General features: G+C 66.1%; 13 protein-coding genes. 9 read left to right on the forward strand and 4 right to left on the reverse strand.

The features are described from left to right. The first annotated feature begins 59 nt into the window (after positions 1-59). The 9 genes from ACYVGK_RS14035 to aqpZ all read left to right on the forward strand — a co-directional run bounded on the left by ACYVGK_RS14035 (position 60) and on the right by aqpZ (position 9,214). Positions 60-677, forward strand: coding sequence for a GNAT family N-acetyltransferase (locus tag ACYVGK_RS14035; RefSeq protein WP_460734753.1), 618 nt, complete (start codon positions 60-62; stop codon positions 675-677). Positions 678-825: 148 nt separating this feature from the next. Beyond that, positions 826-4,299, forward strand: coding sequence for a transcription-repair coupling factor (mfd, locus tag ACYVGK_RS14040; protein WP_460734755.1), 3,474 nt, complete (start codon positions 826-828; stop codon positions 4,297-4,299). A gap of 50 nt (positions 4,300-4,349) precedes the next feature. Next, the gene (locus ACYVGK_RS14045) at positions 4,350-5,138 is read left to right on the forward strand and encodes a hypothetical protein (RefSeq protein ID WP_460734757.1); all 789 of its coding nucleotides are present in this window, start codon (positions 4,350-4,352) and stop codon (positions 5,136-5,138) included. A 59-nt stretch (positions 5,139-5,197) separates the two neighbouring features. After that, a complete protein-coding gene (locus ACYVGK_RS14050) occupies positions 5,198-5,728 on the forward strand; it encodes a phosphoglycerate mutase family protein (RefSeq protein WP_460734758.1) in 531 nt (176 codons plus the stop codon). Further along, complete coding sequence (nfi, locus tag ACYVGK_RS14055; protein ID WP_460734760.1) at positions 5,725-6,393, forward strand: deoxyribonuclease V; 669 nt, start codon at positions 5,725-5,727, stop codon at positions 6,391-6,393. Before ACYVGK_RS14050 ends, nfi begins: the two co-directional genes overlap by 4 nt. 109 nt (positions 6,394-6,502) lie before the next feature. Further along, positions 6,503-6,877 carry a hypothetical protein gene (locus ACYVGK_RS14060; RefSeq protein ID WP_460734762.1) on the forward strand — a complete coding sequence of 125 codons (375 nt, stop codon included), beginning with the start codon at positions 6,503-6,505 and terminating at the stop codon, positions 6,875-6,877. Next, positions 6,874-7,734, forward strand: coding sequence for a pirin family protein (locus ACYVGK_RS14065; protein ID WP_460734764.1), 861 nt, complete (start codon positions 6,874-6,876; stop codon positions 7,732-7,734). Before ACYVGK_RS14060 ends, ACYVGK_RS14065 begins: the two co-directional genes overlap by 4 nt. A gap of 208 nt (positions 7,735-7,942) precedes the next feature. Then, positions 7,943-8,380, forward strand: a complete 438-nt coding sequence (locus ACYVGK_RS14070) for a hypothetical protein (RefSeq protein WP_460734766.1) — start codon at positions 7,943-7,945, stop codon at positions 8,378-8,380. A gap of 117 nt (positions 8,381-8,497) precedes the next feature. Continuing rightward, positions 8,498-9,214, forward strand: coding sequence for an aquaporin Z (gene aqpZ, locus ACYVGK_RS14075; protein ID WP_460734768.1), 717 nt, complete (start codon positions 8,498-8,500; stop codon positions 9,212-9,214). Between the two features lie 54 nt (positions 9,215-9,268). Here the strand turns inward: aqpZ and ACYVGK_RS14080 are convergent, their stop codons facing one another. The 4 genes from ACYVGK_RS14080 to ACYVGK_RS14095 are packed head-to-tail and all read right to left on the reverse strand — an operon-like array spanning position 9,269 to position 13,086. Next, entirely contained in the window at positions 9,269-9,832 is a 564-nt protein-coding gene (locus ACYVGK_RS14080; protein WP_460734770.1) for a class I SAM-dependent methyltransferase, read from the reverse strand. 27 nt (positions 9,833-9,859) lie between these two features. Continuing rightward, positions 9,860-12,004 (reverse strand): bifunctional 23S rRNA (guanine(2069)-N(7))-methyltransferase RlmK/23S rRNA (guanine(2445)-N(2))-methyltransferase RlmL, encoded by a 2,145-nt coding sequence (rlmKL, locus tag ACYVGK_RS14085; RefSeq protein WP_460734772.1) that lies wholly within the window; start codon positions 12,002-12,004, stop codon positions 9,860-9,862. Continuing rightward, a complete protein-coding gene (locus tag ACYVGK_RS14090) occupies positions 12,001-12,525 on the reverse strand; it encodes a hypothetical protein (protein WP_460734774.1) in 525 nt (174 codons plus the stop codon). Before ACYVGK_RS14090 ends, rlmKL begins: the two co-directional genes overlap by 4 nt. 57 nt (positions 12,526-12,582) lie before the next feature. Beyond that, positions 12,583-13,086: an MOSC domain-containing protein gene (locus ACYVGK_RS14095; RefSeq protein WP_460734776.1), complete on the reverse strand. Its 504-nt coding sequence runs from the start codon at positions 13,084-13,086 to the stop codon at positions 12,583-12,585. Position 13,087 lies beyond the last annotated feature (1 nt).

Genomic DNA, 13,087 nt, shown 5'->3' on the forward strand with positions numbered 1-13,087 from the left:
GATGACCACCCGAACGGGTGTGATGAAGTTCTAAACGAACAGTGTGCCAATATCCGCATATGACTGAAGGTTCTTCCACCCGCGAACGCCTTCCGCCCTGGCATGAACGCGTGACGCTCGCCAACGGGCGACAGGTCCTGATCCGACCGATTCGTCCCGAGGATGCCGAGCCCTTGCGCGCCGGCTTCGGGCTGTTGGAACCCGACGAGATCCGTCAGCGCTTCCTGCACACGGTGAAAGAGCTGGCTCCGGAAACCGTTGAGCGCCTCACCCACGTCAATCCACGCAACGAATTCGCCCTGGTCGTGGCCGAGCCGCTGCCGCCGGGCGAGGCGCTGATCGGTGCGGTCGCGCGCGTTGCGATCGACGACAACGGCCGCGACGCGGAATTCGCAATTCTCGTCAGCCGCTACATCAAGCAGATGGGCCTTGGCCGCTATCTGATGACCCGGCTGGTGAAGTGGGCCAAGGGCAAGAAGCTCAACTGCCTGTATGGCGACGTGCTCGAGAACAACGGACCGATGCTGTCGCTCGCGCACTCTCTCGGCTTCGAACGCGCATTCCGCCAGGAATCGCCTGGCCTGGTCCGCGTGACCCTGGAATTGAAGCCGCGCAGCCACGGCCGCGTGCCGCCCGAACAGCAGCGACCGTCGTATCAGCCGCAGCAAGCGCGTTGAGGCGCGCCATCGGCGGACCGCCGATGATGGCGGGATAGTGTTTCCCGCCCTGCCGCCGGCCCACGCCACCACCCCGCGGTAAACTGCGCGCCTTTGCCGCGCTGGACGCCTGCGTCCGGCGCGGCCGTCGTTTTTGCGCATTGACTCCATGAACGATTCCGCCTCATTTCGCTTCCCCGCTCCGCCCCTGCCGAAGCCCGGCCAGCAACGCGCCTGGTGGCGTGCGCCCGCCTCGCCTTCCGCACTGGCCTTCCACATCGCCGCTGCAGCGATGGCGCATGCCGGCCCCTTGCTGGTGGTGGCGCGCGACAACCACGGCGCGAACCAGCTCGAATCCGACCTGCGCACGCTCGTCGGCAACGATGCCTCGCTGCCGGTGCTGCCATTCCCGGACTGGGAAACGCTGCCCTACGACCAGTTCAGTCCACACCCCGACATCGTCAGCCAACGCCTGGCCGCGCTGCACCGCCTGCCGACGCTCAAGCGCGGGATAGTGGTCGTGCCGGTACAGACCCTGCTACAGCGGGTGGCACCGCTGAAGCACGTGGTCGGCGGCAGTTTCGACGTGCGCGTAGGCCAGCGCCTGGATCTCGATGCCGAGAAGCGGCGCCTGGAAGGCGCGGGCTATCGCCACGTGCCGCAGGTGCTGGACCCGGGTGACTTCGCCGTACGTGGCGGCCTGCTCGATGTGTATCCGATGGGTGCGGCATCGCCGTTCCGCGTCGAACTGCTCGACGACGAGATCGAAACCATCCGCGTGTTCGACCCGGAATCGCAGCGCTCGCTCGACAAGATCGATGCGGTGCATCTGCTGCCGGGTCGTGAGCTGCCACTGGATGAAGCCGCGCTGAAACGCGCGCTGGACAACCTGCGCGACCGCTTCGACGTCGATACGCGCCGCAGCGCGCTCTATCAGGATCTCAAGGCGGGCCTCGCGCCGGCGGGCATCGAGTACTACCTGCCCTTGTTCTTCGAGCAGACCTCCACGCTGTTCGACTACCTCGCGGCCAACGCACTGCCGGTAATCGCCGACGGCGCGATGGAAGCAGCCGAACAGTTCTGGAAGCAGACCGCCGAGCGCTACGAACAACGCCGTCACGACCTGGAACGTCCGCTGCTGCCGCCGCCCGAGCTGTATCTGTCGCCGGACGCATTGCGCGAGCAATTGAACAAGGGCGACCGCGTCGAAATCTGCGGCGAGATGCATCCGCAGCGCGAACGCGCCTCCGCGCTGGGCGATCAACCGGCGCCGTCCCTTCCCGTTGCGGCGAAGGATGCGCAGCCGGCCGAAGCGCTGAAGTCGTTCCTGCGCACCTATCCCGGTCGCGTACTCGTCGCCGCGGATTCTCCGGGCCGGCGCGAAGCGCTGCTCGAGCTGCTGCAGGCCGCCGAGCTGCGACCCGCGGTCGTCGCCGACTGGAACACCTTCGCCGCGAACGCCGAACGTTTCGCAATCGGCGTGGCACCACTGGAAGACGGCTTCGCCATCAGCGAACCCGCGCTCGCGATCCTCACCGAACGCCAGTTGTTCCCAGAACGCGCCGCACAGCCTCGCCGCCGCAAGCGCGCCGGCCGCGAACCCGAAGCGATCATCCGCGACCTCGGCGAGCTCACCGAAGGCGCGCCGATCGTGCACGAGGACCACGGCGTCGGCCGTTATCGCGGCCTGATCACGCTCGAGGCCGGCGGTATGCCCGGCGAATACCTCGAGATCGAATACGCCAAGGGCGACCGCCTGTACGTACCGGTCGCGCAGCTGCACCTGATCAGCCGCTACTCGGGTGCGTCGGCGGAAACCGCGCCGCTGCATTCGCTCGGTGGCGAGGCCTGGACCAAGGCCAAGCGCAAGGCCGCGGAGAAGGTCCGCGACGTCGCCGCGGAACTGCTGGAAATCCAGGCCAAGCGCCGGGCGCGCGCCGGGCTCGCGCTGGATGTCGATCGCGCCATGTACGAGCCATTCGCCGCGGCCTTCCCGTTCGAGGAAACCCCCGACCAGCATTCCGCCATCGAAGCGGTGATCCGCGATCTGGCCAGCTCGCAGCCGATGGACCGCGTGGTCTGTGGCGATGTCGGCTTCGGCAAGACCGAAGTCGCGGTGCGCGCGGCCTTCGTCGCGGCCGCAGCAGGCAAGCAGGTCGCGGTGCTGGTGCCAACCACGCTGCTGGCCGAGCAGCACTACCGCAACTTCCGCGATCGCTTCGCCGACTGGCCGATCAAGGTCGAAGTGCTGTCGCGCTTCAAGACCAAGAAGGAAATCGAGACCGAGTTGCAGAAGGTCTCCGAAGGCAAGATCGACGTGATCGTCGGCACCCATCGCCTGCTGCAGGGCGATGTGCGCTTCAAGGACCTCGGCCTGGTCATCGTCGACGAGGAACAGCGCTTCGGCGTGCGCCAGAAGGAAGCGCTGAAGGCACTACGCGCCAACGTGCACCTGGTGACGCTCACCGCCACGCCGATCCCGCGCACGCTCAACATGGCAATGGCAGGCCTGCGCGACCTGTCGATCATTGCTACTCCGCCTGCGCATCGCCTCGCGGTGCAGACCTTCGTCGTGCCGTGGGAAGACGCGCAGTTGCGCGAGGCGTTCCAGCGCGAGCTCGCGCGCGGTGGCCAGGTGTACTTCCTCAACAATGACGTCGAGCAGATGGAGAAGATGCGAAAGCAGCTGGAGGAACTCGTTCCCGAAGCACGGATCGGCATCGCCCATGGCCAGATGCCCGAGCGCGAGCTGGAACGGGTGATGCTCGACTTCCACAAGCAGCGCTACAACGTGCTGCTGGCTTCGACGATCATCGAGTCGGGCATCGACATCCCCAACGCCAACACCATCATCATCCATCGCGCCGATCGCTTCGGCCTGGCCCAGCTGCACCAGCTGCGCGGCCGCGTCGGTCGTTCGCACCACCGCGCCTATGCCTACCTGGTCGTGCCTGATCGCAAGGCGATCACCGACGACGCGCGCAAGCGCCTGGACGCGATCGCGGCCATGGACGAACTCGGCGCAGGCTTCACCCTCGCCACGCACGACCTGGAAATCCGCGGCGCCGGCGAGCTGCTGGGCGAGGACCAGAGCGGGCAGATGGCCGAAGTCGGCTTCAGCCTGTACACCGAACTGCTGGAACGCGCGGTGCGCTCGATCCGTCAGGGCAAGCTGCCCGATGTCGATGCGCATGAAGCACGCGGCGCCGAAGTCGAACTACACGTGCCGGCGCTGATTCCCGAAGACTATCTGCCTGACGTGCACACGCGCCTGACCTTGTACAAGCGCATCAGCGGTGCGCGCGACAGCGAGGAGCTGCGCGAACTGCAGGTCGAGATGATCGACCGCTTCGGCCTGCTGCCGGACGCGGGCAAACACCTGTTCGCGATCGCCGACCTCAAGTTGCAAGCCACCGAACTGGGCATCCGCAAGCTCGACCTGGGCGACAAGGGCGGCCGCGTGCATTTTGTCGAGAAGCCCAAGGTCGATCCAATGTCGATCATCAAGATGATCCAGGGCCAACCCAAGCTCTATCGGATGGAAGGATCGGACAAATTGCGACTGACGCTCGAACTTCCCGATGCGGCCACCCGTCTCAATGCGGCACGCGGGCTGATGCTGGCGCTGCGACCGGCGGCCTAATGCGTACAGCGACGCCATTTGTCCATCGCTGAGAAAACAAGGAACCTGCATTGCTGGCACTGAAACTTCTGATCGTTCCGATCTTCATCGTGCTGATCACCCTGGCCGCACGCCGCTGGGGTCCGCAGGTCGCAGGGATGATGGCCGGGTTTCCGCTGGTCGCGGGCCCGATCCTGCTCTTCATCTGCATCGAACGTGGACATGCGTTTGCAGCTAATGCTGCCGCGGCATCGGTCTCGGCGGTGATCGCGGCCCTGGTGTTCGGCGTCGTCTATGCATGGATGTGCCGCTCGCGGGCCTGGTGGTGGTCCTTGCCAGCGGCGCTTGCGGCCTGGGCAGCGACGGCATTCGCGCTGGCACACCTGCAACTGCCACTCATGGCGGCGACCGTCATCACTCTCGGCGCACTTTGGCTGGCGCCGCGCAGCCTGCCAGCCGCCTCGCCGACTACGACCGCCAAGCCGGCGCCGTACACCGAAATACTCGCTCGCATGACCGCCGGTGCACTCCTGGTCGCGGCAGTGACCGGCGCTGCCGGCGCGCTCGGCTCTCGCTGGAGCGGGCTGATGGCCATGTTCCCGGTGTTGGCCAGCGTGCTGTGCATGTTCTCGCAGCGCAGTCAGGGGCCGGCCTATGTGGCGCAGCTGGTGCGCGGGATGATGGCGGGTTATTTCTCTTTCGCGGCATTCTGCGTCACGCTCGCGGTACTGCTGCCGGCCGTCACCACGGCAGTCGCGTTCATTGCCGGCCTGGCTGCTGCGTTCGTCCTGCAATTCGGCGTGCAGGCCATCAAGCGCCTGGGCCGTCCATCCATTCGCGCGGCCACGGAGGCCGCGTAGCAGCATCATCGTTCGTGTGCCCGCAGGTCCGCAGGCGCACCAGCTTCCAGAGTCTGTCCATGCGCTTGTTTGCCCCCCTGCTGTCGGCTGCATTGTCGGCAACCCTGCTCGTCGGCTGCGCGCATGCGCTTGGCGAATCCATCGACGCGGATGCGACGACGACGTACGTGATTGTGCGGCATGCGGAAAAGGGCAACGACGATCCGCGCGATCCGACTCTGACCGCAGAAGGGCTCGCGCGCGCCAATCGGCTCGCCGACTCCCTGCGCGATGCTCCGCTGGCCGCCGTGTACGCCACGGCCTATCGACGTACGCAGCAGACCGCGCTGCCCTCCGCCCAGGCGCACCGACTTGCCGTAACAACCTACGACGCCAGGCAACCGGCCGCCGAATTCGCCGCGGAGCTGCGCAAGTCGCATCCGCACGGAACGGTGCTGCTGGTCGGGCACAGCAACACGGCGCCCGCCATCGCCGCTGCACTCTGCCAGTGCGACGTTGCACCGATGGCGGACGACGAATTCGACCGGCGCATGACCGTGCGTATCGATTCCGCCGGCAACGCCACTTACGACTGGACGCGTCAACCATGACGAATCCGACGGCGTGGGATGGCGATGTCGCTGCAGCGCGCGCATTGCAGGTCGAGCTGGCCAAGCAGGTGCGGTTGAAGGACGACTTCGCCAAGCCGCTCCGCACGGTCGCCGGCTTCGACGTGGGCTTTGAGGACGACGGCGCAACGACCCGTGCAGCGGCCGTCCTGCTGGATGCCGAGAGCCAGCAGGTGCTGGAGTCGCACGTGGCCCGGGTGAGTACCCGCATGCCCTACATTCCCGGCCTGCTGAGCTTCCGCGAATTACCGGCCCTGCTCGAAGCGCTCGCGCTGCTGTCGACGCGACCCGACCTGGCCTTCATCGACGGCCAGGGCATCGCCCATCCCCGCCGGTTCGGCGTCGCCTCGCACTTCGGTGTCGCGGCCAACCTGCCGACCATCGGCGTGGCGAAGAAGATCCTTGTCGGCACGCCATCGATCGTGCTGCACGAAATGCGCGGCGCCTTCACCACCCTGCGCGACGAGGGTGCGCAGATCGGCTGGCTGCTGCGCAGCAAGCCCGGCTCCCTGCCGTTGGTCGTTTCGCCCGGGCACCGGGTGGCGATGGCTACCGCGCCGGAGATGACGATGCGTTTCGTCACCACTTATCGCCTGCCCGAACCGACCCGGCTCGCCGACCGCCTGGCCTCCCGTCGCGACGAGTGATTTCTGCGCAGAACGGCGGGAATGTCCGTTCCTCGCACGGTCGCAAGTACGTGCATCTGACCGCGCGCGATTGCGCTAGCCTTGGCATTCCCCATAGGCCGGAGCTGCCATGTCCCGTTTCTTCGTGTTGGGTGTACTCACCATGCTGTCCGGCTGCGCCACAGGCGGCTCGGTCGCGCCAAACCAGGACATCGCGCTGACCGTAAACCAGCAGGTCACGCTGCCGGACGCCACGACCCTGCGTTACGTCGGCATCGCCAACGATTCACGTTGCCCTCCCAAAGTGCAGTGCGTGCGGGCGGGCGATGCCGACGTGCTCTTCGACTACGCGGACAAGGGCGCACCGGCCTCGCGCGTCACGCTGAATACCGAACGCATCTTGTCGACGCACATCGGCGCATGGCGCTTGCAGCTGGTGGCGCTCGCGCCCGGCGCAAACCCGCAGGTCACCGTGCGCATAGAAGCCCGCGGAGCCACACCATGACGCTCATCATTCAACCGCGCGTGCACGATCTGGGCGGCTTCCAGGTGCGCCGTGCGGTGCCATCGCTGCAGGCGCGCTCGGTCGGCCCATTCGTATTCGTGGATCACATGGGGCCAGCGATGTTCGAAGCCGGGCGCGGCGTCGATGTGCGTCCGCATCCGCATATCGGCCTGGCGACGGTGACGTTCCTGTGGTCGGGACGCATTACTCATCGCGACACGCTGGGCAGCGTGCAGGACATCGAGCCCGGCGATGTGAACTGGATGACCGCAGGCCGCGGCATCGCCCACTCGGAACGCACCCCGCCGGATGTGCGCGAACACGCGCACCCGGTGCACGGCCTGCAGACCTGGGTCGCGTTGCCGCGCGCGTACGAGGAGATCGCGCCAGAATTCTTCCATCACGCGGCGGCAACGCTTCCGCAGCAACGTCGCGATGGCGCGTGGTTGCGTGTGGTTGCCGGGCGCGGCTATGGCGAAGAATCGCCGGTACGCGTATTCGCCGACACGTTGTATGTCGCGATCGATCTGGATGCCGGCGCGGAACTGGCACTCGAAGACAGTCATGCCCAGCGTGCGCTGTATGTGCTCGAAGGTGATGCGCAACTCGATGGCGCGGATATTCCGGTGCAGCACCTGGTCGTACTCGACCCCGGCACACGCCCTCGCCTGCGCGCCAAGACACCGCTGAAGGCGATGCTGCTGGGCGGCGAACCGCTGGATGCCCCGCGGCACATGTGGTGGAACTTCGTGTCGAGCTCCAAGGAACGCATAGATCAGGCCAAGCAGGACTGGATCGAGGGTCGATTTGGCGCAGTCCCGGGTGAGACCGAGTTCATTCCGCTACCAGATCGCTGAATCCGAATTCACGAGCACCCATAACCCATTGATTTAAATGGGCCTAGTTGCAGGCGAAACAAATTCGGCCAAGCCAGACGCCCCGTTCACGGAAGTGAAACACCGGAATTTGTCAAGCCCCCGAAAGGGCGCTATGTTCGGTCGCAAGGGCACGGTTTCATCGGCCCTTAACGAACGCCGCAATTTTTTGCAATCAGGGGGTGTGTCGATGAACAAGCCTATTTGGCTCTTGCTGCTGCTGCCGCTGGCCGGCACCGCTGCGGCCCAGGACGTGGGCGCTTGCCCGTATCTTTCCGCCGACACCGGCCTGACCTGGGAACATCGAGGCAGTCCGGATTCCGACTTCTGCCGCGCACTACGTGCGGACGGCACTGAAGCCTTCGGCATGACGATCGCGAAGGACGCACCGTTCAAGCCCAAGGGCGCGAACAAGGCGGAGCGCGTATCGATCGACGGTCGCGAAGTCACCTGGTATCGCACCGAAATCGCCGGCACGCAGGTCCAGGCGCGCGAAACCGTGGTCAAGCTGCCCGACGGTCGCGTGGCCTACATGTGGATGCAGGCGGATTCGCAGGAACAGTTGGGACAGGTGCTGCAGCAGACGCAATCGCTGAAGTTCGGCGCGACGCGACTGACCAGCAACTGACACACGATCGAGGCAACAAGCGGCGTCGGCGGGCAACCGCCGGCGCTTTTTTTTTGTGGTTGGTCCAGGAGTAGCATCGGCCCGGACCGGTCCATCCCGGGCTGGCGTTCGGGGAGCATGCTCATGGTGAAGCGACTCGGTGCCGAGTTCATCGGCACGTTCTGGCTGGTGCTGGGCGGTTGTGGAAGTGCGGTGCTGGCGGCGAAGTTCGGTGGCGATGGCAATCCGCTCGGAATCGGCCTGCTCGGGGTATCACTGGCATTCGGCCTGACCGTGCTCACCGGCGCCTTCGCGCTGGGCCACATTTCAGGCGGCCACTTCAATCCAGCGGTGAGTCTCGGCCTATGGGCCGGTGGTCGCTTCGCCGCGCGCGATCTGCTGCCGTACATCGTGGCGCAGGTGGCGGGCGCGATCCTCGCCGGCTTCATCCTGATGCAGATCGCCCAAGGCAACGGCACCTTCACCATCGATAGCAATGCCGCAGGCGCGTTTGCCAGCAATGGCTACGGTGAGCTGTCACCCGGCGGCTACAACGTCGCCTCCGCGTTCCTGTGCGAAGTCGTCATGACCGGCATGTTCCTCGTCGTCATCCTTGGTGCGACGGGCCCGCGCGCCCCGGCCGGATTCGCCCCGATCGCGATCGGCCTGGCATTGACGCTGATCCATTTGATCAGCATCCCGGTGACCAATACTTCGGTGAATCCGGCACGCTCCACCGGCGTTGCGCTGTTTGCAGGCTCTGGCGCCATCTCGCAGCTGTGGCTGTTCTGGCTGGCGCCCATCCTCGGCGGCCTGATGGGGGGCTATCTGCACCGGATGCTCGATCGCGACTGATCCGGCGCCACCGTGAGAAATCAGGAGGCCACGTCGCATGACGCGGCCTCTTCGTTATGTATGTCGTGAATACACGTACACGGTAGCCGGGGGGACATTGCGCAGCACGAAATCACCGCGATGAACCCTCAGCCGCAATTGCCTCACCACGGATTCGGCCACCGGCGCCGCGGGCCCGTAGGTGAACTGCACCAGGACACCGTCGGCACGCAGGCATTGGAATGCCGCTGACAGGATTTCCTGTTGCAGGGCAGGCGGCATGGTCAGCAGGCCCAGGCCGGAAACGATCGCATCGGCGGGGCCGTCATCGAGGAAACCGCATCCGGCGGCCAGTTCCGGCAGCGATCGCGCGTCGCCCAGCACCACGCACACGCCGGGAAAACGCGTGTGCAGGTGGGCGTGCAATTCCTCGTTGAGTTCAAGCACGAACAATTGCGAGGCATGGATGCCGGCTGCCAGCAGCTCGCGCGTGATCGCACCGGTACCACCGCCGAGTTCGATGACCCGCTGCGTGCCTTCCGGCAGCTCGCCGATCATCGCGTAGGCGAGTTCGGAACTCGAAGGAACGACCGCAGCGGTGCGCAATGGATTCTTCAGCCATTGCCAGAAAAACTTCATGACACCGGGACGCGCTCGCTTCATGTCTCAGAGCCGGGTCAGCTTCCAGCAGCGGTGGATGCGTGCATCGCGCTCGAAGTCGGGCGGGATGGTTTCACGGCTGATTTCGACGCAGTGCGCGAATTGCGCCACCGCTGTTTCGTCCAGCCGGAACCGGCGGAAATTGTTGGAGAAGTACAGTACACCCTCGCGCGACAGGCGCGCGACTGCGGCTCGCAGCAACTCCACGTGCGCGGCCTGCACGTCGAAGTCGTCGGCACGCTTGGAATTGGAGAAGGTCGGCGGATCGCAGAAGATCAGGTCGTACTCGCCCTGATCGTGCTCCAGCCATTCGATGACGTCGGCCTGCACCAGCCGGTGCTTCGAACCACCCATACCGTTCTCGCGCAGGTTGTCGGCGCACCATTGCAGATAGGTGGCGGACAGGTCGACGGTGGTGGTGTGGCGCGCGCCGCCCCGCGCCGCATGCACGGTGGCGGCACCGGTATAGGCGAACAGATTGAGGAAGCGCGCATCACTGGCCTCTTCGGCGATGCGCAGGCGCATCGGCCGGTGGTCGAGGAACAGGCCGGTGTCGAGGTAATCGAACAGATTCACGCGCAACAGCGCGTCACCCTCACGCACGACGACGAATTCGCCGCGGGTATCGAACTGACCGTACTTGCTCCCGCCCTTGCCGCGGGCACGGGTCTTCAATGCGGTCTGTTCGCGCGGCACCCCAAGGACTTCGCGCGCGGCTGCCAGCGTCTCGTTGAGGCGGCGACGTTGTACGTCCAATGGGATCTCGGCGGGTGCGGCGTATTCCTGCACGTGCAGGAAAGTGCGCGGCACGGCGTCGACGGTCTCGTAGACGTCGATGGCCGCGGCGTATTCGGGAATATCCGCGTCGTAGGCGCGGTAGCAGTACACGCCCTCGCGTTCGCGCCAGGATTTCAGCTTGCGCAGGTTCTTGCGCAGGCGATTGGCGACCATCTGCGCGCCTTCGGACAAGGCCTGCTGCTCGGCACTTCGCTCACGCTGCGGCGGCGCGATGGGATCGGCGACGATCAGCGTGCATTCGATTGCGCCATTGAATAGCTGGTATTTCTTTGCCGCGCGCAGACCGGTCGCAAAAGCCAGATCCGCATCGCCGCACAACAGCGTGGCACGCCATTGCGGCGCGCTGCGCTTCAGCGCATCGCCCAGCGCGCGATACAGCGCCGGATCGGCAGCCAGTCGCGCATCGTAGGGCGGATTGCAGGCGACGAGACCCTTGTCCGCTGGCGCCGCAGCGTCGCCGGCCTGGCGCACATCGGCGACACTCCATTCGATCGCTTCTTCCACGCCCGCAGCGATTGCGTTCTCGCGCGCGGCACGGATCGCGTGCGGATCGAGATCGCTGCCGCGGAACACGGGCCGCAATGCCGCTCGCCCCTTCGCTTCGCGCTCGATCGCCTCGACGCGCAGTCGCTTCCACGACTCGACGTCGAATCCACGCCAGCCGCTGGGAAGCGAACTACCATGCCGCAATAACCCGGGCGCCACATCGGCCGCCATCAGCGCGGCTTCGATCACGAGCGTGCCGCTGCCGCACATCGGATCCCACAACGCGCCGCCTTCGGCATGCACGCGCGACCAGTTGCCGCGCAGCAGCACCGCAGCCGCGAGGTTTTCCTTTAGCGGCGCTTCGCCCTGCATGCGCCGCCAGCCGCGTCGATGCATCGGACCACCACCGAGATCGACCGACAGCACCGCCCTGCCCTTGCGCACGACCAGGTTCAGGCGCAGGTCGGGCGCTTCGACGTCGACATCCGGGCGCGCACCGGTGCGCGCGCGCATCACGTCGACTACCGCATCCTTGACCCGCTGCGCGGCATAACGCGCATGGGTGAGAGCTTCGCCGGACACATGCGCATCGACCGCCAGCGTGTGGCCCGACTGCAGGTGTTGCGGCCAGTCGATGGCGGCTACGCCTTCGTACAGGGCGAGTTCGTTCGGACAATCAAACTCCGCCAATGGCCAAAGCACGCGGCTGGCCAGGCGCGACCACAACACCACGCGCTGCGCGTCGGCGAGCGAGCCTTCCGTGTTGGCGCCCGCGATCGTCGCCGTCGCACGCGCGCAACCCAGCGCCACAAGCTCGTCCGCGAGCAGATATTCCAGACCCTTACCGCAACTTGCGAAGAACTTCACAACGACTCCAGGAATTGAGCGAATGCCACGGCGCTGGCTTCGACGTGCGCCGACAGGCGATGGCTGTCGTCGACCAACAACAGGCGCGCGCGCCGTGCGCGTGCCCAGTCGACGACTTGCGTGGCGGGGATCAGTTCGTCGTCCCAACCGTGGATGATGCTGACCGGCACCTGCGCGGCGTCGATCGGATGCGCGGCATCCAGCGCGATCGGCGGTGCCATCAGGAACAGGCCCCTTACCGGCACCTGCAGCGATACCTGGCCGGAAATCCAGGCGCCCAGGCTCGATCCGGCCAATACCAGCGGGCCACGCGTCACGGCATCGCGCGCGAGTGCGAGCAGGCGCTGCACGCGCGCAAACACGTCGCCGAGCTCGCTCACTTCGCGCCTCGCGTCGAGGTCGGTGAAATCCGGGCGTTCATGGGTCCAGCCCAGACGCTGCGCGACGTCGGCCAGGGCGGTGACCTTGGTGGCGTCGGGGCCGCTTTCGAAGCCGTGGCAGAGGATGCAGTGTCCGGGCATGTTGCTTGCGATCAAGTTGCGCGCACGCGCGCGACGGAATACGTGGGTGAGGAGGCGTCAGGTCAGCGCGACCACGGCATCACCGAGGCGGATCACACCGCCTTCGACGATTCGCGCGCACAGGCCGCCATGGCTGCGCATCGCGTTGAAGCCACCGGGACCCAACGCCTTCTCCATGTTCGAACACGGGTCGCAGTCGCCGGTACCCTCCAGCACGACCACGCCGATGCGGAAGCGTCGCTCCTTCAGCGCGATCAAGGGCAGCCTGGAGACGACGAGGTTCCGCCGCAACAACGAGGCAGCCACCGATGCATGGCCCGACAAGGCCGCGATCACCGGGAGGTGCTCGGCCTGGATCAGGGTCACGCCACGCTTGCCGCTGCCGTTGGTCGCGGAATAGCGATCGCCGACCAAGCCTCGGCCGGCGATCGCTTCGACTTCGGCGACCTCATCCATGACCAGGCCGCGCGCGGGGCGCAGGCCGATCCAATCCAGCCGTCCCGGGCGCGGCAGGGTCGCCATCAGCCGGCCCAGCTCGGAATCCGGGGGTGGCAAAGTCATT

The organism is Lysobacter tyrosinilyticus (assembly GCF_054779815.1).